Source organism: Rhodococcus sp. KRD162, from assembly GCF_017168335.1.
Taxonomy (GTDB): Bacteria; Actinomycetota; Actinomycetes; order Mycobacteriales; family Mycobacteriaceae; genus Rhodococcoides.
The window spans coordinates 367,782-389,484 of the sequence record NZ_JABFAU010000011.1; the positions used below are offsets into that span (position 1 = coordinate 367,782).

General features: G+C 63.9%; 23 protein-coding genes and 1 pseudogene. 20 read left to right on the forward strand and 4 right to left on the reverse strand.

Annotation, left to right across the window (positions count from 1 at the left end; genetic code table 11):
• Nucleotides 1-84 precede the first annotated feature (84 nt).
• From J1M87_RS16255 to J1M87_RS16270, 4 genes are all read left to right on the forward strand, one after another.
• Nucleotides 85-1,053, forward strand: coding sequence for a bifunctional riboflavin kinase/FAD synthetase (locus tag J1M87_RS16255; RefSeq protein WP_206490509.1), 969 nt, complete (start codon nt 85-87; stop codon nt 1,051-1,053).
• A 121-nt stretch (nt 1,054-1,174) separates the two neighbouring features.
• Complete coding sequence (gene rpsO, locus J1M87_RS16260; RefSeq protein WP_206490510.1) at nt 1,175-1,444, forward strand: 30S ribosomal protein S15; 270 nt, start codon at nt 1,175-1,177, stop codon at nt 1,442-1,444.
• A 411-nt stretch (nt 1,445-1,855) separates the two neighbouring features.
• Entirely contained in the window at nt 1,856-4,117 is a 2,262-nt protein-coding gene (locus tag J1M87_RS16265) for a polyribonucleotide nucleotidyltransferase (protein ID WP_206490511.1), read from the forward strand.
• Nucleotides 4,080-5,471, forward strand: coding sequence for a pitrilysin family protein (locus tag J1M87_RS16270; RefSeq protein WP_206490512.1), 1,392 nt, complete (start codon nt 4,080-4,082; stop codon nt 5,469-5,471). Before J1M87_RS16265 ends, J1M87_RS16270 begins: the two co-directional genes overlap by 38 nt.
• Here the strand turns inward: J1M87_RS16270 and J1M87_RS16275 are convergent.
• Nucleotides 5,452-6,024 carry a TetR/AcrR family transcriptional regulator gene (locus J1M87_RS16275; RefSeq protein ID WP_206490513.1) on the reverse strand — a complete coding sequence of 191 codons (573 nt, stop codon included), beginning with the start codon at nt 6,022-6,024 and terminating at the stop codon, nt 5,452-5,454. The two genes, J1M87_RS16270 and J1M87_RS16275, sit on opposite strands and share 20 nt — an antisense overlap.
• A gap of 53 nt (nt 6,025-6,077) precedes the next feature.
• On the opposite strand from J1M87_RS16275, the gene J1M87_RS16280 reads away from it, so the two are divergent.
• The gene (locus J1M87_RS16280) at nt 6,078-6,752 is read left to right on the forward strand and encodes a 1-acyl-sn-glycerol-3-phosphate acyltransferase (protein ID WP_206490514.1); all 675 of its coding nucleotides are present in this window, start codon (nt 6,078-6,080) and stop codon (nt 6,750-6,752) included.
• A 3-nt stretch (nt 6,753-6,755) separates the two neighbouring features.
• On the opposite strand, the gene J1M87_RS16285 is transcribed toward J1M87_RS16280, so the two are convergent.
• Both J1M87_RS16285 and J1M87_RS16290 read right to left on the reverse strand, forming a co-directional pair.
• Nucleotides 6,756-7,502 (reverse strand): polyprenol monophosphomannose synthase, encoded by a 747-nt coding sequence (locus J1M87_RS16285; RefSeq protein WP_206490515.1) that lies wholly within the window; start codon nt 7,500-7,502, stop codon nt 6,756-6,758.
• 97 nt (nt 7,503-7,599) lie between these two features.
• Nucleotides 7,600-8,361, reverse strand: a complete 762-nt coding sequence (locus J1M87_RS16290) for a 2-phosphosulfolactate phosphatase (protein ID WP_206490516.1) — start codon at nt 8,359-8,361, stop codon at nt 7,600-7,602.
• Between the two features lie 66 nt (nt 8,362-8,427).
• Between J1M87_RS16290 and J1M87_RS16295 the strand changes: the two genes are divergently transcribed.
• A complete protein-coding gene (locus J1M87_RS16295) occupies nt 8,428-8,850 on the forward strand; it encodes a hypothetical protein (RefSeq protein WP_206490517.1) in 423 nt (140 codons plus the stop codon).
• A 169-nt stretch (nt 8,851-9,019) separates the two neighbouring features.
• On the opposite strand, the gene J1M87_RS16300 is transcribed toward J1M87_RS16295, so the two are convergent.
• Nucleotides 9,020-9,295, reverse strand: coding sequence for a hypothetical protein (locus J1M87_RS16300; protein ID WP_206490518.1), 276 nt, complete (start codon nt 9,293-9,295; stop codon nt 9,020-9,022).
• 98 nt (nt 9,296-9,393) lie between these two features.
• On the opposite strand from J1M87_RS16300, the gene J1M87_RS16305 reads away from it, so the two are divergent.
• The 14 genes and pseudogenes from J1M87_RS16305 to J1M87_RS16370 all read left to right on the forward strand — a co-directional run.
• The gene (locus tag J1M87_RS16305) at nt 9,394-10,035 is read left to right on the forward strand and encodes a hypothetical protein (RefSeq protein WP_206490519.1); all 642 of its coding nucleotides are present in this window, start codon (nt 9,394-9,396) and stop codon (nt 10,033-10,035) included.
• 79 nt (nt 10,036-10,114) lie between these two features.
• Complete coding sequence (locus J1M87_RS16310) at nt 10,115-10,561, forward strand: hypothetical protein (protein ID WP_206490520.1); 447 nt, start codon at nt 10,115-10,117, stop codon at nt 10,559-10,561.
• A 250-nt stretch (nt 10,562-10,811) separates the two neighbouring features.
• Entirely contained in the window at nt 10,812-11,171 is a 360-nt protein-coding gene (locus tag J1M87_RS16315; protein ID WP_206490658.1) for an NADH-quinone oxidoreductase subunit A, read from the forward strand.
• A gap of 54 nt (nt 11,172-11,225) precedes the next feature.
• Nucleotides 11,226-11,780 (forward strand): NADH-quinone oxidoreductase subunit B family protein, encoded by a 555-nt coding sequence (locus tag J1M87_RS16320; RefSeq protein WP_206490521.1) that lies wholly within the window; start codon nt 11,226-11,228, stop codon nt 11,778-11,780.
• Nucleotides 11,777-12,439: an NADH-quinone oxidoreductase subunit C gene (locus J1M87_RS16325; RefSeq protein ID WP_206490522.1), complete on the forward strand. Its 663-nt coding sequence runs from the start codon at nt 11,777-11,779 to the stop codon at nt 12,437-12,439. The genes J1M87_RS16320 and J1M87_RS16325 overlap by 4 nt, the downstream gene beginning before the upstream one ends.
• Entirely contained in the window at nt 12,439-13,737 is a 1,299-nt protein-coding gene (nuoD, locus tag J1M87_RS16330; RefSeq protein ID WP_206490523.1) for an NADH dehydrogenase (quinone) subunit D, read from the forward strand. The genes J1M87_RS16325 and nuoD overlap by 1 nt, the downstream gene beginning before the upstream one ends.
• Nucleotides 13,734-14,630 (forward strand): NADH-quinone oxidoreductase subunit NuoE, encoded by an 897-nt coding sequence (gene nuoE / locus J1M87_RS16335; protein ID WP_206490524.1) that lies wholly within the window; start codon nt 13,734-13,736, stop codon nt 14,628-14,630. Before nuoD ends, nuoE begins: the two co-directional genes overlap by 4 nt.
• 1 nt (nt 14,631) lies before the next feature.
• Nucleotides 14,632-15,933 carry an NADH-quinone oxidoreductase subunit NuoF gene (gene nuoF, locus J1M87_RS16340; RefSeq protein ID WP_206490525.1) on the forward strand — a complete coding sequence of 434 codons (1,302 nt, stop codon included), beginning with the start codon at nt 14,632-14,634 and terminating at the stop codon, nt 15,931-15,933.
• A complete protein-coding gene (locus J1M87_RS16345) occupies nt 15,930-18,359 on the forward strand; it encodes an NADH-quinone oxidoreductase subunit G (RefSeq protein WP_206490526.1) in 2,430 nt (809 codons plus the stop codon). Before nuoF ends, J1M87_RS16345 begins: the two co-directional genes overlap by 4 nt.
• A 26-nt stretch (nt 18,360-18,385) precedes the next feature.
• Nucleotides 18,386-19,666, forward strand: coding sequence for an NADH-quinone oxidoreductase subunit NuoH (nuoH, locus tag J1M87_RS16350; protein ID WP_374222397.1), 1,281 nt, complete (start codon nt 18,386-18,388; stop codon nt 19,664-19,666).
• Nucleotides 19,659-20,204 (forward strand): NADH-quinone oxidoreductase subunit NuoI, encoded by a 546-nt coding sequence (nuoI, locus tag J1M87_RS16355; RefSeq protein WP_206490528.1) that lies wholly within the window; start codon nt 19,659-19,661, stop codon nt 20,202-20,204. Before nuoH ends, nuoI begins: the two co-directional genes overlap by 8 nt.
• Nucleotides 20,201-20,962 carry an NADH-quinone oxidoreductase subunit J gene (locus tag J1M87_RS16360; protein WP_206490529.1) on the forward strand — a complete coding sequence of 254 codons (762 nt, stop codon included), beginning with the start codon at nt 20,201-20,203 and terminating at the stop codon, nt 20,960-20,962. Before nuoI ends, J1M87_RS16360 begins: the two co-directional genes overlap by 4 nt.
• Nucleotides 20,959-21,258 carry an NADH-quinone oxidoreductase subunit NuoK gene (gene nuoK, locus J1M87_RS16365; protein WP_008717020.1) on the forward strand — a complete coding sequence of 100 codons (300 nt, stop codon included), beginning with the start codon at nt 20,959-20,961 and terminating at the stop codon, nt 21,256-21,258. The genes J1M87_RS16360 and nuoK overlap by 4 nt, the downstream gene beginning before the upstream one ends.
• Nucleotides 21,259-21,274: 16 nt before the next feature.
• Nucleotides 21,275-21,703: pseudogene (locus J1M87_RS16370) on the forward strand (NADH-quinone oxidoreductase subunit L); the annotation flags it as partial.

A 21,703-nucleotide genomic window follows, 5' to 3' on the forward strand; every position in this document is an offset into this window, starting at 1 on the left:
GGATACCTTTTTGTCCATACCCGGCGCGTGCGACACGCCAGTCCGAGAGTGACCGCGACGGCGACGGGCCGTAGGCTTCGCGGTGTGCAGAGGTGGCGAGGACTCGACGATGTACCTGCCGACTGGGGCAGATGCGTGCTCACGATCGGTGTGTTCGACGGCGTTCACCGCGGACACGCGCAGCTGATCGAGCGCGCAGTTGTCGCTGCGCGAGAGCGTGGTGTTCCGAGCGTGCTCATGACGTTCGATCCACATCCGATGGAAGTCGTGCGGCCGGGAAGTCATCCTGCGCAGCTGACGACTCTGACCAGGCGTGCCGAACTGGCCGAAGCGTTGGGAATCGATGTGTTCTGCGTCATGCCGTTCACGCCCGAGCTGATGAAACTCACGCCCGAGCGATACGTGCACGAGATACTGATCGAGCGCCTGCACGTCGCGGAAGTCGTCGTCGGTGAGAATTTCACCTACGGAAAGAAGGCGCTCGGGACCGTCCCGCTGTTGCGGAAGATCGGCGAACGGTCCGGCTTCGCGGTGGACGGAGTGAACCTGCTCGCCGAGCATGCTGTGACGTTCTCCTCGACGTACATCCGATCCTGCGTGGACGCAGGAGACGTCGGTGCGGCGACAGCAGCGCTCGGTCGTCCGCATCGCGTCGAGGGTGTCGTGGTGCACGGTGACGGTCGTGGTCGTCAAATGGGTTATCCCACAGCTAATGTCGCGCCGCCGATGTACTCGGCAATTCCGGCGGACGGCGTCTACGCCGCGTGGTTCACCGTGCTCGGGCCCGGTCCGATCATGGGGACGGTGACCCCGGGTGAACGACATCCGGCCGCGGTGTCGGTGGGAACCAATCCCACCTTCTACGGCCGCAACAGGACTGTCGAGGCGTTCGTGCTCGACGGCGAGGCCGACCTGTACGGCCAGCACGTGGCAGTGGACTTCGTCGAGCGGCTGCGCGGGATGGAGAAGTTCGACTCGATGGAGGCGCTCGTGGAGGAAATGGGCCGCGATGCCGAGCGAGCACGCTCGATTCTTGCCGCGGACTCGGCCTGATAGGCTGTCCCCTCGGTGCTCGCTGCGGTCCGCGGCGGCTGTACCGGCTTCGATTCCGTCGTGCCCACGACGGCTGCGTTGCTTCCTTTCACGCGGACGTCATTGATCAGGAGTAGTACCAGTGGCATTGACCACCGAACAGAAGAAGGCCGTTCTCGGCGAGTACGGCTTGCACCCCACCGACACGGGTTCGCCCGAGGCGCAGGTTGCAATGCTCACCAAGCGCATCGTCGACTTGACCGAGCACCTCAAGAAGCACAAGCACGACCACCACTCCCGCCGCGGCCTGCTGCTGCTGGTCGGACGTCGTCGTCGCCTGCTCAAGTACATCGCGAAGGTCGACGTCACCCGTTACCGCTCGCTCATCGAGCGTCTGGGTCTGCGTCGATAATCTCGAACGACGAGTCGATCTCGAACGACGAGTCGGTGTCACCGATCCGCAGTTCGACGCGCCGGTGTCCACCGGACTCGATGCATTAGTGCAGAAGCCAACGAGGCAGTGCTTAGACTGTTCCTCGTTGGCTCTCTGTGTTTGTACCGCAAGAACAGTTACGCCAGCACGAGAAGCGGATGCACGGCATCCGAACATCGCCGTGTATGCCTGTCACGACGTGGTGTCGGTCTTCGGTAGTGGCCTTTCGGATACGAGATCCGGAGGGCTTCGATCGATGGCCGCCTCCGCGCAGCCGCGTCCCGAGACACGTTCTCGGAGATGGACGGCACAGGTATGCCGCCACAGCCAGGAGGGCTCGTGGTGTGTCCACGCGGGCACGGCAAAGACGAGAGGACGAAGACAGAACACATGACGGACACAACAACTTTGGACGCCGAAGAAGGCGTCTTCGAAGCCACCGCGATCATCGACAACGGCTCGTTCGGCAAGCGGAGCATCCGCTTCGAGACCGGTCGCCTCGCACAGCAGGCCGCAGGCGCAGTTGCTGCGTACCTCGACGAGGACACCATGCTGTTGTCGGCGACGACCGCAGGCAAGCACCCCCGTGAGGGATTCGACTTCTTCCCGCTGACGGTCGATGTCGAAGAGCGTATGTACGCCGCCGGACGCATTCCCGGATCGTTCTTCCGCCGCGAGGGCCGCCCGTCCACCGACGCCATCCTCACCTGCCGCCTCATCGACCGGCCGCTGCGCCCGACGTTCGTCGACGGTCTCCGCAACGAGATCCAGGTCGTCATCACGGTCATGAGCCTCAACCCGGCCGACCTCTACGACGTCGTCGCGATCAACGCGGCCTCGGCGTCGACGCAGATCGCCGGCCTGCCGTTCTCCGGCCCGATCGGCGGCGTCCGCGTCGCACTGATCGACAAGCAGTGGGTTGCGTTCCCGACCAACGAGCAGCTCGAAAAGGCCGTGTTCAACATGGTCGTCGCCGGCCGCATCGTCTCCGGCTCGGGTGCCGACGCAGACGTCGCGATCATGATGGTCGAGGCCGAGGCGACCGAGAACGTCATCGAGCTCATCGACGGCGGTGCCACCGCCCCCAACGAGACCGTGGTCGCCGAGGGCCTGGAGGCTTCCAAGCCGTTCATCGCCGCGCTGTGCACTGCGCAGCAGGAGTTGGCCGCCAAGGCAGCCAAACCGACCGGCGACTACCCGGTGTTCCCGGCCTACCAGTCGGATGTCTTCGAAGCGGTCGAGAACGCGGCGAAGATTCCACTGAACGAGGCACTGACCATCGCCGGCAAGGCCGAGCGCGAGAGCAAACTCGACGAGGTCAAGGCTCAGGTCATGACAGTGGTCGGAGACAGCTTCGCCGGCCGCGAGAAGGAGATCGGTGCCGCATTCCGCGCGCTGACCAAGAAGTCGGTTCGCCAGCGCATCCTCACCGATCACTTCCGCATCGACGGCCGCGGCATCACCGACATTCGCTCGCTGTCCGCAGAGGTCGCGATCATTCCGCGCACGCACGGATCTGCTCTGTTCGAGCGCGGCGAGACCCAGATCCTGGGCGTCACCACCCTCGACATGGTCAAGATGGCGCAGCAGGTCGATTCGCTCGGGCCCGAGACGTCCAAGCGGTACATGCACCATTACAACTTCCCGCCGTACTCCACCGGTGAGACCGGCCGCGTCGGTTCGCCGAAGCGTCGTGAGATCGGCCACGGCGCACTGGCCGAGCGCGCCTTGCTGCCGGTGCTGCCCAGCCAGGCGGAGTTCCCGTACGCCATCCGCCAGGTGTCCGAGGCGCTGAGCTCCAACGGTTCGACGTCGATGGGCTCGGTGTGTGCATCGACGCTGTCACTGCTCAACGCAGGCGTGCCGCTGCGCGCTCCGGTGGCCGGTATCGCAATGGGTCTCGTCTCCGACGAGGTCGAGGGCGAGACGCGTTACGTCGCCCTCACCGACATCCTCGGTGCCGAGGACGCATTCGGAGACATGGACTTCAAGGTCGCCGGAACCAAGGACTTCGTGACGGCGCTGCAGCTGGACACCAAGCTCGACGGCATCCCGTCCAAGGTGCTCGCGGGCGCGTTGTCTCAGGCCAAGGATGCTCGTACGACGATCCTCGAGGTCATGGCCGAGGCCATCGACGCCCCGGACGAGATGAGCCCGTACGCGCCTCGCGTCACTGCGATCAAGGTCCCGGTGGACAAGATCGGCGAGGTCATCGGGCCCAAGGGCAAGATGATCAACTCCATCACCGAGCAGACCGGTGCCAACATCTCGATCGAAGACGATGGCACTGTCTACGTCGGTGCAGCGGACGGCCCGTCCGCACAGGCCGCGATCGACATGATCAACGCCATTGCCAATCCGCAGCTGCCGAAGGTCGGCGAGCGATTCCTCGGAACCGTCGTGAAGACGACGGCGTTCGGTGCATTCGTCTCGCTGCTCCCGGGCCGCGACGGACTGGTGCACATCTCCAAGCTGGGCAACGGTAAGCGCATCAACAAAGTCGAGGACGTGGTGAGCGTCGGATCCAAGTTGCGCGTCGAGATCGCCGATATCGACAACCGCGGCAAGATCAGCCTCGTCCCGGTCGAGGACGACAACGCGGCCGCTGCCGCCGATGCTCCCGAGGCACCAGCCGAGGCCAGCGCTGAGTAAGAAGCAGTCGAGTCGAACGGTACGTCCCCTCGGGACGTACCGTTCGGCCGTTACGGACAACAACGACATCGGCACCGGCGTGCAGCGCACTACTCTGCCGGGCGGTCTTCGAGTCGTCACCGAATTCGTTCCGGGTGTTCGCTCTGCCTCGGTCGGGGTGTGGGTGGGTGTCGGCTCGCGGGACGAGCAACCGAGCGTGGCCGGTGCCGCCCATTTCCTCGAGCACCTTCTCTTCAAGTCGACGCCGACGCGCAGTGCGCTCGAGATCGCTCAGGCCATGGACGGTGTCGGGGGAGAGTTGAACGCGTTCACCTCCAAGGAGAGCACGTGCTTCTACGCGCATGTGCTCGACGAGGATGTGGCGCTGGCCATCGATCTGGTCAGCGATGTGGTGCTTCGCGGGCGGTGTCGCTCGGCAGATGTGGACGTCGAGCGCCAGGTGGTACTCGAAGAGATCTCCATGCGCGATGACGATCCAGAGGATCTGCTCGGAGATGCATTTCTCGAGGCGATGTTCGGTGATCACCCGATCGGCCGTCCGATCATCGGATCCGTCGAGTCCATCGAGTCGATGTCCCGTGCGCAACTGCACTCGTTCCATGTGCGGCGGTACACACCGCAGCGGATGGTCGTCGCAGTGGCAGGCAACGTCGATCACAAGCAGATCGTGTCGCTCGTGCGTCGCGCATTCTCCGGTCACTTGGTCAAGGGCGTGAAACCCGCCGAACGACGGGGTGGCACGGCGCGGGTACGGAGCGCCCCGACCTTGAGTCTGACGACCCGGGACAGCGAGCAGGCGCATCTGTGCCTGGGCGTACGTGCTTTCGGACGTCACGAAGGGCATCGTTGGGCGCTGTCGGTGCTCAACTCCGCAGTCGGCGGTGGGCTCAGTTCTCGGCTGTTCCAGGAGGTCAGGGAAGAGCGGGGACTGGCGTACTCGGTGTATTCCTCGGTGGATACGTTTGCCGACAGCGGTGCGTTCTCGGTGTACGCGGGATGTCAGCCGGAGAATCTCGGCGAGGTCACCACGGTGATTCGTGAAGTCTTGGCCAGGGTTGCGGCCGAGGGCATCACCGATGCGGAGTGTGCTCGTGCGAAGGGCTCATTGCGCGGCGGATTGGTTCTGGGACTGGAAGATTCGGGTGCCCGGATGAATCGTATCGGTCGCAGTGAACTCAACTACGGCAATCACCGCGACATCACCGACACACTCTCGCGTATCGACAGCGTCGGCAACGACGAGGTGCGCGAGGTTGCCGCCATGTTGCTCGAGCGTCCTTTCGGTGCCGCTGTGGTGGGGCCGTACAAGAACGTCCGCCAACTGCCTGCGTCGGTCAGGTCTCTGGTTCGGTAGCCTCCCCGATCACCTCGCAGACCGTGCGGCGGATCACCGGTCCCATCTCGATGTGGCCGGTGATCGGTTCGAAGGCGCGTGTGGAGTTGAGCGCCGCTATTCCGTGTACGGAGGTCCACAGTCGTAGGGCCGTGAACTGTGGATTTTGCGGCGACACAGCGCTGACCGCCGAGATCAGCGCCTCGAACAACGGGCGTGAGCTCTGTCGCAGGTCTTCTCCCGAGCCCGCGAGGATGTCGTGCCGAAAGGCGAGTGCGAACATCGCCGGTCGCTGCGCGGCGAACCGCACGTATGCGTCGGCCATGGCGTCGAGCGCGTTCCGCGGCGAATCGGCTTGCCGCGCGGCAGTGTTCAGCGCCACGCCCAGATCGTCGAGTCCCACTCGCGCCACGGCTGCGGCGAGCGCATTCAACGTCGGAAAATAGCGTCTCGGGGCTCCATGCGATACGCCTGCTTCACGGGTGACCGCTCTGATGGTCAGCCCTTCTCGTCCTTCGCTCTCGAGCAGTCGTACGCCGGCATCGATCAGCCGCTTCCGGAGGTTGTCTGCCACGTAGACATTGTCTACTCTCGGCGTTGACGCTGTCCACCCGAGAGGATCGAACGATGTGGTACCTGCTGTTCAAACACGTGCTGATCGGGCCGATTCTTCGCATTCTCGGCCGACCGACCGCGGTCGGAATGGACAACCTCCCGACGACAGGACCGGTGATTCTGGCCGGCAACCACCTCACCGTGGTCGATTCGTTCTTCCTCGTTCTCCTGGTGCCCCGTCGAGTCACTTTCATCGCCAAGAGCGAATATTTCACCGGTCGCGGCATCAAGGGGGCCGCGCTTCGATGGTTCTACTCTGCGACGGGGCAGGTACCCGTCGATCGACGCGGGGCAGATGCATCGGCTCCGGCCCTCATGGCAGCGAAAACTGTTCTGCAGCAAGGGAACGTCTGGGCGGTGTACCCGGAAGGAACCCGATCTCCTGACGGTCGACTCTACAAGGGCAAGACCGGCGTGGCTCGCGTCGCGATCGAGACCGGGGCACCCGTCGTGCCGATCGTGATGCACGGAACGCTCGGGGTCAACCCGGTGGGTTCGAGAATATGGCGACCGGGCAAGGTGACGATGACGGTAGGCAAACCCCTGCATTTCACGAGATACGCAGGGGGAGAGAACAACAGGGCCATCCTACGAGCGGCCACCGATGAAGTGATGGCAGCGCTGTCGAACCTGTCGGGACAGGAATACGTCGATGTCTACGCCGCCACGGTCAAGGACGCAGCATGAGGTTCAGAGCTTCTTCTTGCCCAGCAACAGTTTCCACGGCACCAGCGCCGACTCCAGCTGAACCGACAGGCTCATCTTGGATTCACCCTCGCTGCGCTCCTCGAACCTGATCGGCACCTCGGCGAGAACGAGGCCGTGCTTGACGGTTCGGTAGTTCATCTCGACCTGAAATGCATATCCGTTGCTCTCGACCGAGGCCACGTCGATGGTGCGGAGGGTGCGCGCGTGCCATGCCTTGAAGCCGGCGGTCGCGTCCTTGACGCCGAGGCGCAGAATCGTGTTCACGTAGAAATTCGCCCAAGCCGACAACGCTTTGCGATGCCAGGGCCAATCTGCGGCGACGGCCCCGCCGGGAACGTAGCGCGAGCCGAGAACGACGGCCGCGTCGGTGGTGGTCAGCTTGTCGATCATCGCCGGGATCACCTCGGTGGGGTGCGAGAGATCGGCATCCATCTGGATCACGATGTCCGCGCCTTCGTCGAGTGCCTTCGTCATACCCGCGACGTAGGCACGGCCGAGTCCGTTCTTCTCCGTGCGATGCAGAACGCTGACGTCGAGAGGACCGTCGAGTGCCAATTTGTCGGCGACATCACCGGTACCGTCGGGTGAATTGTCGTCGACCACCATCACGCCGAGCCCCTCGACCTTCAGCCCGGCGAGAAGCTCGACGAGCTTGGGGAGGTTCTCGCGTTCGTTGTACGTCGGTACGACGACGGTGGTCTTCGGGGCGGTTCGTTCCGTACTCACCACCGTATGATCCGTGATGAGGGTGTCCGATCCAAATATCGGACATCCTCGGCCGTGTCGGTGCAGCGCTTCGGGGCCGCCGTGACACTCGATCGAGCGGTCACCGCGTCGCGTCGGCGAACATCCCGCCGCGAAGAACCGGAACGCAGCAACTCGATCCGATCTCGGCGGCGATCGTCACGTCCTCGGGATGACCCAGGGCGTCCAGTTCCCGGCCGGACGCGCAGCGCCGCAGCTCGGAGCCTGCTTCGTGTTCGACGGCTCGCCACGCCGCCGCTGCCATCACGGCCTCAGGAGACGCGTCGACGGCCCCGGTGTTCAGGAGTGCGGACATGACCGCCCCGGCACCCCACAGGTCCTCGGCAGCGGGCCGCAACGATCCGTCGGGCCATAGCTCGCCGGCCGCTATGACGGCAATCACCGCGTTCGGGCTCGTGGCTCGGATCCACTGCGCGGCTGCGTCGGCGTTTCTCAGCGAGGCGCCGACGCACACCCCGACCCTGCCGGCCAGCTCGTCCGCGATGGTGGATCCGTTGGGTGACGGCAACACCAGGCGTGCAGGCGCAGGCGCGGCACGGACGGTTGCCGGGCACAAGCTGATCTGCCCCGATGTGGCCGCCGCACGTCCAACGGCGAGGGCTGAGTCGAACTGATCGGCCAGCTGCTCGGCTCGGGAGTCACGCCAGCGGCTGGGGACGACCTCTATTCCCGCATCCACCGCGACCGTCAGCGTTGTGGTGAACGAGAGCACATCGACGATCACGGCGACATCGGCTCCGTCGCCTATCGCATCGGCCCCCGACAGACCCCACTCGAAGCGGAGCCGGTATGCGCTTTGGGACATGCTCGGGTCGACAGGCATCACCGAACGGTAGCAACAGGGGAGACGGTGATACGTTCGGCGCGGAATCGAGTGGGGGAGCTGGGGATGCAGTTGGAGTTCGATACCACGGTGATCGTCCTCGCGGCGGGTCTGTTGTTGCTGTGGGCGTTGGGCTTGGGGGTGCTCAAGTACCACCAGATGTCGACATCGGCGGACGGGGCGGCGCATCGCTACGTCGACATCGCCCATCGAGCCGCGCTGATGTATTCGTTCGCCGCACTGGTACTGGCCGTTCTCGCGCAGTTCAGCGCCTGGTCGGTCCCGGTCGATCTGACGGCTGCATCCGTGGTGCTGCTGTTCTTCGTGGCTGCGATCGCCGGGTACACCGTGCACGGGGTCCGCCGGGACACCGAGAATCAGTTCGTCCATCCCGTCCCGGGAACTCACGTGTTCATGCTGCTGTTGATCATCGGTGAGATCGGAGGAACTGCGGTCCTCGTGGCCGGATTCGTGGCCGAGCAGTTCTGAGCTGTGACCGGCGGCAAGACTGCCTGTTGCGGTTCTGCAGCGGGCGTCGGATGGTGTTCGGCGCGGCTGCGGTGGAACCCTTCAGTTGCCTGGGTGTCGGTTGTATTGCTGCGCAAGCGATGATGGCTGCTGTGGTGTGGCATCGGATGGCCTGCACCTGATCCGGTTCTCATCTGGGGTCGAGGTAGAGCTCCGCGGTCTCGGTGGCGACCGCCGAAACCGCAGCTGCGAGCCCTGGTTCGAGGTCGAGTGCAGCTGTGAGCCGCTCGCCGCGCAGACCCTGCGTCCGAAGTATCTCCCAGGCCTGCTCCACCAGCCGAACCGAGGTGGGATGGTCCAGTTCGGGGCGGTTCGAGCGCAACGCCGTGGCCGCCCAATCGGCGTCGAATGTGCCGTTGGGTGGACCGAACACGCGCTCACCCGAGGAATAGCTCTTGGGCTCCATGTTCCGACGCTAGCAGAATCGACCGTCGGTGCGATCGTGACCGAATCGCGGTCGAACAGCACTACCGAACCGAACGGTATCTTCAGTACGGTGGGTCGATGGACCACAGCCGCGATTCCGCGACCATCCCGCTCGCGGTCGCGGCATCGGTGTTGACCGGCCTCCTGGTGGGCTGTTCCGGCAGTGGCACTCCCGAGGTCGTCGAGGAGGTCTCGGCGAGCACGAACTACACCACGATCACCGGATCGCTGATCGTGGGAGATCCCTCGCCTGTTGCGCCGACCGCCGAGGTTCCGCCCCTCGTGATCCCGACGTTGCCCGACGGTCTCGGCGGTGCCCGTGCCTCGGGTTCGTCATCGGTCGGCGTCACCGAAGTGAACGTCTCGGGGTCCTCGGCCGTCGAATATCGGCTGGCAGGAAACGGGTCGGTGTCGTACACGGTCAGATACGTCGACGAGGCCGTCCGATACGGCACGAGTGAACCGCTGGCGGTGCCGGGGAAGTCGGTGCTGCAGATGGACCTGTCCGGTGCGTCGGCGGGATCGGACGACAGCTTCGCTCCGTACACCGGGCCGGAACGGATTCGAGTCGGTGCCGACTCCGCCGTGGTGTCGGTCGACTTTCTGGCCGATCCCGACGGAATCTCTCAGTCCTTCATCGCAGTGAGTACCGATCGCCCCGAGTTCACCGTGACTACGACCGAAAACCCTGCCGCGGTGATCGTCACTATCGCGTCCTGACGGACTCGGCGTGCGTCGAATGCATGTCGGCCGTGGCGGTTTCGGTCCGTCCTCCACGACCCCGCGGTAGCATCGCGATGTGTCTGACGTCACAGCGGGACAGAATCGACCACCTCGTGTGCGGGTGCTCGTCTACAGCAGCGACGCGAACACGCGGGCTCGGGTGAGGTCCGCGGTGGGGAATCGACCGGACCCGGCAGTGGGTGAGATCGAGTACACGGACATAGCCACGGCAGCTGTCGTCGTCCAGCACATGGATGCGGGCGGGGTGGACCTGGCGATTCTGGACGGCGAGGCCTCACCGGTCGGCGGCATGGGCCTGGCGAAGCAGCTCAAGGACGAGATCGACAGTTGCCCGCCGGTGCTGGTGCTGATCGGACGTCCCGACGACAGGTGGCTGGCCGATTGGTCGCGCGCCGAAGCGGCGGTTCCGTACCCCCTGGACCCGATACGACTGGGGCGTGCAGTGGTGGATCTGCTGATCGAGCATGCTGCGCACCCGAGGTCCGGAGCGCCGTCTCGCTAGAGCTGTGCAGCTCCGAAGGAGAGCGCGGGAAGTGGTGACCGTTGCACCCTCGAAAAGCAAGTGATATAGATCACAGTCCGCGGGCCTCTGGATGTGGGCGAGCTATGGGCGTCAACGGTTTACGAAACTCGACTGCTCGAAATCCCGCGAGATTCGCACCGAACCCATACTGTGTGTTTCAGGTCACATTGGTACGGCCGTCGCATTCGGTGTGCGGCGGCGCGGTCGTCGATCGAGGGAGCGGATGTCCGTGAACGCCTACGTTCCGATTCTTGTTCTCGGTGCCATCGCGATCGTGTTCGCGGTGTTCTCGGTGATGGTCGGCACCATGGTGGGACCCGCCCGATACAACCGTGCCAAGTTCGACGCGTACGAGTGCGGTATCGAGCCGACGATGCATGCACCGACGGGGCAACGGTTTCCGGTGAAGTTCTACCTCACAGCGATGCTGTTCATCATTTTCGACATCGAAATCGTCTTCCTCTATCCCTGGGCCGTCCATCTCGACGTACTGGGAGCCTTCGGCCTCGTTGCGATGGGGCTGTTCGTCGTCAACGTGTCGGTGGCCTACGTCTACGAGTGGCGACGAGGCGGACTCGGTTGGGACTGATCGACGAAGACAGTGCATTTGTTCTCCTTCCGCGGAACCGAAAGAGCGTGATCGATGGGACTCGAAGAGAAGCTGCCCAGTGGATTCCTGCTGACCACGGTCGAGGGCCTGGCCGGTTACGCCCGCAAGGGTTCGCTGTGGCCCGCCACCTTCGGGCTGGCGTGCTGCGCGATCGAGATGATGGCGACCACCTCCGGCAGATTCGACCTCGCGCGATTCGGTATGGAGGCATTTCGAGCATCCCCGCGCCAGGCGGATCTGATGATCGTGGCGGGGCGCGTCAGCCAGAAGATGGGACCGGTGCTCCGGCAGGTGTACGACCAGATGGCCGAACCGAAATGGGTTCTTGCCATGGGAGTCTGCGCATCCTCGGGCGGAATGTTCAACAACTACGCGGTGGTTCAGGGGGTCGACCACATCGTTCCGGTCGACATCTACCTGCCTGGTTGCCCACCTCGACCCGAGATGTTGCTCAACGCAATCTTGGAGCTGCACAAGAAGATTCAACAGATGCCGCTCGGTGTCAATCGTGAGCAGGTGCGCGCGGCCGCGGAAGCGGCGGCGCTCTCGTCCACCCCGACGATCGATCTGAAAGGAATGCTGCGATGACCACGCGCGGACCTGGCGGGATGTTCGGTGTGCGGGGCACGGGTGACACCTCGGGCTACGGACGACTGCAGCCGCCGGTGGCAACGGCGGACACCGCCGAGCGGCCGTACGGCACCTACTTCGACGCCCTTGTCGACCGACTGGCCGCAGTTCTCGAATCCGGTGATGCACCGGTGCCGTCCGACGACGCCATCGAGCGGGTGGTGATACACCGGGGCGAGCTGACACTGCACATCGCGCGTCAGCATCTTCCTGCAGTGGCCTACGCGTTGCGCGACGACGAGGAACTGCGATTCGAATTGTGCACTGGCGCATCGGGTGTGCACTATCCGGACCAGGTCGGCCGCGAACTCCACGTGGTGTACCACCTCGTCTCGATCACGCACGGGCGCCGGGTGCGACTCGAAGTCGCCGTCCCCGACACAGATCCGCACACTCCCTCGCTCTGCGGGGTGTATCCGACCAACGACTGGCACGAGCGGGAGGTCTACGACTTCTTCGGACTCGTCTTCGACGGTCACCCCGCTCTCACGCGAATCGAAATGCCCGACGACTGGGTCGGCCATCCGCAACGAAAGGACTATCCGCTCGGCGGAATTCCGATCGAGTACAAGGGCGCTCGAATTGCGCCTCCCAACGAGCGCAGGTCGTACAGCTGATGAGCGCAACGAACGAGACGATCTACGCGGTCTCCGGTCAGGACTGGGATGACGTCGTCGAGCTGGCACGCGGATCGGGTACCGAACGGATCGTGGTCAACATGGGACCACAGCACCCGTCCACCCACGGCGTGCTGCGACTGATTCTCGAAATCGAGGGTGAAACGGTCACCGAGGCGCGATGCGGGATCGGCTACCTGCATACCGGAATCGAGAAGAACCTGGAGTATCGCAACTGGACCCAGGGCGTCACTTTCGTCACTCGCATGGACTATCTGTCGCCGTTCTTCAACGAGACCGCATATTGCCTGGGGGTGGAGAAACTCCTCGATATCACCGACGACGTTCCCGAGCGGGCGACGGTTGTGCGAGTGATGCTGATGGAGCTCAACCGAATTTCCTCGCATCTCGTCGCATTGGCCACGGGCGGAATGGAATTGGGAGCAGTGACGGCGATGCTGTTCGGCTTCCGCGAGCGCGAGCTGATCCTCGACGTCTTCGAGGCCATCACCGGACTTCGCATGAACCACGCCTACATTCGTCCGGGAGGACTGTCGCAGGATCTGCCGGGGGACGCGATCGAGAAGGTCCGCGAGCTGCTGCGGGTGATGCCCGGACGACTTCGCGATCTCGAACTCATGCTCAACGACAACCCGATCTGGAAGGCCAGAACCGAGAACGTCGGATATCTCGATCTGACCGGATGCATGGCCCTCGGCGTCACCGGTCCGGTGCTTCGGTCCACCGGGCTGCCCTACGATCTGCGTCGCTCCGATCCCTACTGCGGATACGAGAACTACGAGTTCGATGTCATCACCGACACCGGAAGTGACTGCTACGGGCGCTATCTCATTCGGGTGGAGGAGATGAAGGAATCGTTGAAGATCGTCGAACAAACCCTCGATCGTCTGCGTCCCGGGCCGGTGGTCATCGACGACAAGAAGATCGCCTGGCCTGCCGAGTTGGTGTCGGGCCCAGACGGGCTCGGAAACTCGCAGGATCACGTGCGTACCATCATGGACACCTCGATGGAGTCGCTGATTCATCACTTCAAGCTGGTCACCGAGGGTATGCGGGTCCCGGCTGGTCAAGTGCTCTCCTCGGTGGAGTCGCCGCGAGGAGAGCTGGGCGTGCACATCGTCAGCGATGGCGGAACACAGCCGTACCGGGTGCACTTCAGGGATCCGTCCTTCACCAACCTGCAAGCGGTCGCCGCGATGTGCGAGGGCGGAATGATCTCCGATGTCATTGCGGCAGTGGCCAGTATCGACCCGGTGATGGGCGGGGTCGACCGATGACCGCACAATCGCAGTCGGAGCCGGTTCTGATCCAACTCGGAGCGCGGCCGGAGGAAGCGGTGCAGCTCGCCCGTCCCGGCGCACGAGCCTCGTATTCTCCCGAGCAGCGCACTCGCCTACGTGCCGACGCCGACATCATCCTCGCGCGGTACCCGCAATCGCGTTCTGCGCTGCTCCCACTGCTGCATCTGGTGCAATCCGAGGACGGGGCTCTGACACCTGCCGGCATCGAGTTCTGTGCCGAGGTACTCGACCTCACCGGAGCCGAGGTGACGGCCGTTGCCACCTTCTACTCGATGTACCGGCGCGAGCCCACCGGCACGTATCGCGTCGGAGTGTGTACCAACACCCTGTGTGCCGTCATGGGTGGTGACGCGATCATGGAGGCATTGACCGATCACCTCGGCATCGGCCACGGCGAGACGACCGAGGACGGCACGATCACCCTCGAACACATCGAGTGCAACGCTGCCTGCGATTACGCGCCGGTCATGATGGTCAACTGGGAGTTCTTCGACAACAGCTCTCCGTCGACGGCGCGTGATCTGGTCGATGCACTGCGATCCGGAGCGCAGGTCACCCCGACGCGCGGCGCTCCACTGTGCACGTTTCGACAGACCGAGCGCATTCTTGCCGGTTTCGCCGACGAGCGACCAGGTGCGCTCGAATCGAGCGGTGGCGCAGGTGAAGCCAGCCTCGTCGGTCTGCGCTACGCGCGAGAACACGCTATGTCGGCTCCCGAAACGGAACCGAACGTGCAGGACGAACATCCCGATCTCGGAGCAGAAGCAGTGTCGGAGACGGTGCGGGAGAAGCCTGCACCGGCACCCTCTGCCACTGTGCCACCACGGGCGAACACCACCGAGACCGATCCACCGACGAAGGGGGATTGAGATGGCCCTGACGCCGGTGTTGAGCGAGTTCTGGGACGAGAAGAACTCCTGGACACTCGAAACCTATCGAAGTCACGAGGGATATCGAGGGCTGGAGAAAGCCCTCGCCATGGACCCCGACGACCTCATCGCGTTCGTCAAGGAATCGGGCCTGCGGGGCCGTGGGGGTGCGGGATTCCCGACCGGCACCAAATGGAGCTTCATACCGCAGAACGACGGTAAAGAGCACTATCTGGTGGTCAACGCCGACGAGTCCGAGCCGGGCACCTGCAAGGACATGCCACTGCTGATGGCCAGTCCACACACCCTGATCGAGGGAATCGTCATCGCTGCGTACGCGATTCGCGCATCGCACGCGTTCGTCTACGTGCGCGGGGAAGTGGTTCCGGTACTGCGGCGGTTGCAGGCCGCGGTGGCCGAGGCCTATGCGGCGGGGTATCTGGGAAAGGGCGTTCTCGGTTCGGAATTCGATCTGGAGTTGGTGGTCCACGCCGGTGCAGGCGCATACATCTGTGGTGAAGAGACAGCCCTGCTCGACTCGCTGGAAGGACGGCGCGGACAACCCCGGTTGCGTCCACCGTTCCCGGCGGTCGCGGGCCTGTACGCGCGGCCGACGGTGGTCAACAACGTCGAATCGATTGCCAGCGTTCCGGTGATATTACGGAAGGGAATCGAATGGTTCCGATCGATGGGCACCGAGAAGTCGCCCGGCTTCACGCTGTACTCGATCTCCGGCCATGTATGCCGACCGGGGCAGTACGAGGCACCACTGGGAATCACGTTGCGGGAACTCCTCGACTACGCAGGTGGGGTCAGGCCGGGCCACCAACTGAAGTTCTGGACGCCGGGCGGCTCGTCGACGCCGATCCTCACCGACGATCATCTCGACGTGCCTCTCGATTACGAGGGCGTCGGAGCAGCCGGATCGATGTTGGGTACCAAGGCATTGCAGATATTCGACGACACCACGTGCGTGGTACGAGCAGTGTTGCGATGGACCGAGTTCTACGCACACGAATCCTGCGGCAAGTGCACACCGTGCCGGGAGGGCACGTACTGGCTGGTGCAGATACTGCGTCGACTCGACACCGGCACCGGCACCGAGGACGACCTGGACACGCTGCTCGATATAGCGGATGGCATCGCAGGAAAGTCGTTCTGCGCGTTGGGAGACGGGGCCGCAAGCCCGATCGTGTCCTCACTGGCGCACTTCCGTGACGAATACGTTCGACACGTGACCGAGCACGGATGCCCGTTCGATCCGCACCTGTCGACGTTGATGGCAGAGGAGTTCTCGTCATGACCGACGTGTCGGTGGAGCTGGTGACGTTGACCATCGACGATCACGAGATCAGTGTTCCGAAGGGCACTTTGGTGATCCGTGCCGCCGAGTTGATGGGGGTGCAGATTCCACGCTTCTGCGACCATCCGCTGCTCGATCCCGTGGGCGCGTGTCGGCAATGCCTGGTGGAGGTCGAAGGGCAGCGCAAGCCGCTGGCATCGTGCACGACGACTGTGGCGGAGGGCATGATCGTACGCACGCAGGTGACGTCCGGGTCTGCCGAGAAGGCGCAGCGCGGCGTCATGGAACTGCTGCTGATCAATCACCCCCTCGACTGCCCGGTGTGCGACAAAGGCGGCGAATGTCCGCTGCAGAACCAGGCGATGGCCGCAGGACGGACCGAGTCCAGGTTCACCGAGACCAAACGTACGTATCCCAAGCCCATTCCGTTGTCGGCCGAGATCCTGCTCGATCGGGAACGCTGCGTTCTGTGCGCTCGATGCACTCGGTTCGCGGAGCAAGTTGCCGGGGACCCTTCGATCGAGCTACTCGAACGCGGTGCGGTGCAACAGGTGGGCATCTTCGGTGACGAACCGTTCGACTCCTATTTCTCGGGTAACACAGTTCAGATCTGTCCGGTCGGGGCTCTGACCAACACCGAGTATCGGTTCCGTGCGCGTCCGTACGATCTGACGTCGTCGCCGAGTGTGTGCGAGCACTGTGCGGGAGGGTGCGCTCAACGCACCGATCATCGACGCGGCACGGTATTGCGTCGTCTCGCAGGGGATGATCCGCAGGTCAACGAGGAATGGAACTGCGACAAGGGCCGCTGGGCGTTCAAATATGCCACTGAACCGGATCGCATCACCGCACCGATGATCCGAGACGAGTCGGGTGCCCTCATCGAGACGTCGTGGTCGGCCGCATTGGCCGCCGCGGCAACGGGATTGGCCGCCTCTGTGGGGCGTGCGGCGGTGCTCGTCGGCGGACGATCGACTCTCGAAGACTCCTACGCCTATGCGAAATTCGCCCGAAAAGTACTGCGCACCAATGATGTCGACTTCCGAAATCGTGATCACAGCACGGAGGAATCGAACTTCCTGGCCAGTCGCGTGGCAGCGACCGGTCTGGGGGTCACCTACTCCGACTTCGCGAATGCTCCGGTCGTCCTCCTGGTGGCTTTCGAGCCCGAAGAGGAGTCACCACTGATATTCCTGCGGCTGCGTGCGGCGCACCGCACCAACGGCGTCCGTGTGGCATCGATCGCCCCCTGGGCAAGTCGAGGGCTGAGCAAGCTCGGTGGTGCGCTCGTGCAGTCGATTCCCGGTGACGAGCCGCAGTGGCTGGACGCCCTGCGCGTCGGCGACCGCGATACCGACTCGATTGCTCAGCTCCTCCGAGAGCCGGGGGCGATCGTTCTCGTGGGCGAGCGGCTCGGCTGCGTTCCCGGTGGATTGTCTGCGGTGTCGGCTCTGGTCGACAGCACGGGAGCGACCATGGCCTGGGTTCCACGTCGAGCAGGCGAGCGGGGTGCACTCGACGCCGGCGCGCTGCCGAACGTGCTGCCGGGTGGACGGCCTGTGGCGGACTCGGCGGCACGCGCCGAGGTTGCAGCTGTATGGGGTATCGACGACCTCCCTGCGGACGCGGGCCGCGACACTGCTGCGATCCTGGCCGATGCCGGCCCGGATCGCGCAGTGGTCACTGCAGGAATCGATCTCGACGACCTGCCCGATCCGCGTGGCGCACTCGATGCGCTGGATCGATCGGCGTTCGTGGTCAGCCTCGAACTGCGCCACAGCGCGGTGACCGAGCGTGCCGACGTGGTGTTCCCGGTGGCCCCGGTGGTCGACAAGCCCGGAACGTTCGTCGACTGGGAAGGTAGGCCCAGGGCGTTCGGCACGGCACTCGGTTCAGGCGCACTGATGCCCGACCAACGCGTACTCGACGCCATCGCCGCCCAGATGGGCGTCGAACTGTCGCTTCCGGATGCGACGGCTGCGCGAGACGAACTGGCTCGTCTCGGCACCTGGACAGGCCAACGCCAGATCCTCGCTCCGGTGCCATCGGGTGGCGATCTGCCCTCGCCTACCTCCGGTCGCGCGATTCTGGCCACGTGGCGAATGTTGATCGATTCGGGACGGATGCAGGACGGCGAGGACAATCTCGCGCGGACCGGACGGTCACCGGTGGTCCGACTGTCTGCGAGGACGGCGTCGAATATCGGCGCGGAGCAGAGTGATCTGGTCGTTGTCGAGACCGAGCGTGGTTCGATCACGCTGCCGCTGACGATCACCGATCTCCCCGACAACGTGGTGTGGGTGCCGATGAACTCGCCCGGCTCGGCGGTGTATCGGACTCTCGGTGCGGCCTCGGGTGATCTGGTGAAGCTGCGGACGGGGCCGACGGCTGCGGCAGGACAGCTCGATGAGGGGGTCTCGTCATGATCGTCGCCGCACCGACCGATCTGTCGATGTTCGGCACCGACCCGTGGTGGTTGGTCGTCGGAAAGGCAGTGGCCGTCTTCGTCTTCCTGGTGCTCACACCACTGGTCGCCATCTATGTCGAACGCAAGATCATGGCGTGGATGCAGATGCGGGTTGGGCCCAACCGTGTCGGTCCGTGGGGACTGCTGCAGTCGCTGATGGACGGGATCAAGCTCGCCCTGAAAGAGGGAATCACTCCGGCCGGCGTCGACAAGCCGATTTACATTCTGGCACCGATCATCTCGGTGGTTCCGGCGTTCATGGCCTTCGCCGTGATCCCGTTCGGACCGCAGGTGTCGGTGTTCGGGACGACGACCGAGCTGCAGATGACCGATCTGCCGGTGGGGGTTCTGTACATTCTCGCGGTCACCTCGGTCGGTGTGTACGGCATAGTCCTGGCCGGATGGGCATCGGGTTCGACATACCCGCTGCTCGGAGCACTTCGCTCGACCGCCCAGGTGATCTCGTACGAGGTCGCGATGGGTCTGTCGTTCGCCGCGGTATTCCTGTACGCGGGCACGATGTCGACATCCGGAATTGTTGCTGCGCAACAGAATACCTGGTACGTGTTCCTGCTGCTGCCCTCGTTTCTGGTGTACGTCACGGCCATGGTCGGTGAAACCAACCGCGCCCCGTTCGACCTGCCCGAGGCCGAAGGAGAGCTGGTGGGCGGGTTCCACACCGAGTACTCGTCACTACGCTTCGCGATGTTCATGCTCGCCGAGTACATCAATATGGTCACCGTCTCGGCACTCGCCACCACCCTCTTCCTCGGAGGCTGGCACGCCCCGATTCCGCTGAGCCTGTGGAGCGGTGCCAATTCCGGGTGGTGGCCGGTGCTGTGGTTCACCCTCAAGGTTTGGATGTTCCTGTTCGTGTTCATCTGGCTGCGCTCGACTCTGCCTCGTCTGCGGTACGACCAGTTCATGAATTTCGGGTGGAAGATCCTCATTCCGGTCGCGCTGATCTGGGTGATGGTCATTGCAACAGTGCGAGTACTGGGTACCGGGCGATTCGACGTTCCGCTCGTCACGTTCATCGTCTCGATGGTCTTCGCTCTCGCCGTCCTGGGCTCGTTGTTGTCGATGCTGCGAAGACGCACCCGCGATCGACACGTGTCGACGTCTGCTGCTGAGTCAGAGTTCGACGCCCTGGCCGGAGGATTCCCGATTCCTCCCACTCCTGCGCAGGGCTCGCGATTTTCGAGCCGGCACGCCGGTACCCGGTCCTCAGTGACCACGCCCGAGAAGGAGAATGCCGATGCCTGAATTTCTCGGTCCCATCGCCGGTTTCGGCGTCACGTTCGCCACGATGTTCAAAAAGCCCGAGACCGAACTGTATCCCGAGCAGAAGAAGCCGACCGAGGTCCGCTACCACGGCCGCCATCAGCTCAACCGGTACGCGGACGGCCTCGAGAAGTGCATCGGCTGCGAGCTCTGCGCATGGGCCTGCCCGGCCGATGCCATCTACGTCGAAGGTGCCGACAACACCGAGACCGAACGATTCTCACCGGGCGAGCGATACGGCGGGGTCTATCAGATCAACTACCTCCGCTGCATCGGCTGCGGGTTGTGTGTAGAGGCCTGCCCCACAAGGGCTTTGACGATGACCAACGAGTACGAACTCGCCGGTGACAACAGAGCAGATCTGATCTACGAGAAGGATGCTCTGCTGGCACCGATGGAGCCCGACATGGTCCCGCCGCCGCATGCGATGGCACCTGGGTGCACCGCCGAGGACTACTACCGCGGCACCGTCACCGGCACCGAGGGTGCGGTCGAGACCGACAGCGGACCGGTTCGATGACTGCGCAGGCAGCGGCCGTACAACTGGCACTGGAGTCGACGTCCACCGGTGAGGCAGTGCAGTTCTGGACCTTGGGTGTCGTTGCGGTCATCGGCGCGCTCGGGGTGGTGATGAGCACCAAAGCGGTCTACTCGGCGCTGTTCCTCGCGGCCACGATGGTGGTGCTGGCGACGTTCTACATGGCTCAGGGGGCACTGTTTCTCGGTGTCGTGCAGATCGTCGTCTACACCGGCGCGGTGATGATGCTCTTCCTGTTCGTGCTGATGCTGGTCGGAGTCGACACCTCGGAATCGTTGTCGGAGACGCTGCGCGGGCATCGCGTCGCGGCCGTCGTCATCGGGATCGGCTTCGGACTGCTGATCATCGGGGTCCTGCTGCGTGACGCGGCCAGTACCGGTCGGCTCGAATTCGCAGGGCTCGACGCAGCCAATTCCACCGGCAACGTCGAGGGCCTGGCCGAGCTGATCTTCGTCGAATACGTGTGGGCGTTCGAGCTGACCGGCGCGCTGTTGATCACTGCAACCATCGGGGCGATGATCCTGGCGCACCGCGAAGCACTCGGACCGGTCAAGGGGCAGCGCGAAATATCCCGGGATCGGTTCCGAGACGGCACCAGAGTGACGCCCTTGCCGAGCCCGGGTGTGTACGCCCGACACAACGGCGTCGATCGCCGCGCTCTGCTGCCGGACGGGACCGAATCGCAGTCCTCTGTCAATGCCATGTTCGCCGAGCCACGAACCGACGGTGACGAGCGATGAATCCCGAGAATTACCTCTATCTGTCGGTTCTGCTGTTCACCATCGGCGCGGCGGGTGTCATCGTCAGGCGCAACGCGATCATCGTGTTCATGTGCATCGAATTGATGCTCAACGCAGTCAATCTGGCGTTCGTCACGTTCTCCCGCATGCACGGAAATCTGGACGGACAGTTGTTCGCGTTCTTCACCATGGTGGTCGCTGCTGCCGAGGTGGTGGTGGGCCTGGCGATCATCATGGCCATCTTCCGCTCTCGTCGCTCGATCTCGATGGACGAGAACTCCTTGATGAAGAACTGACGGGGGAGCTGAAACGATGTCGATACTGTGGCTTCTCCCGGCTCTGCCGGCGTTCGGTGCGGCCGTCCTGCTGCTCGGCGGGCGGCGCTGCAACTCCTGGGGGCACCTGGTTGCCACAGCTGCAGCCGTGGCCTCGTTCGTCGTCGCGGCACTGGTGTTCGTCTCGATGCTCGGACGTGACGAGTCGAGCCGAGCGCTCGGTCAGTCGCTGTTCCGATGGGTGCCGGTCGATCAGCTGCAGGTCGACTTCGGCCTTCGCGCCGACCAGTTGTCGATCTGCTTCGTCCTGCTGATCACCGGCGTCGGATCACTCATCCACGTCTACTCCATCGGCTACATGAGCCACGACCCCGGACGCCGACGATTCTTCGCGTACCTCAATCTGTTTCTCGCAGCCATGCTGCTGCTGGTCCTTGCCGACAACTTCCTCGGCCTCTATCTGGGG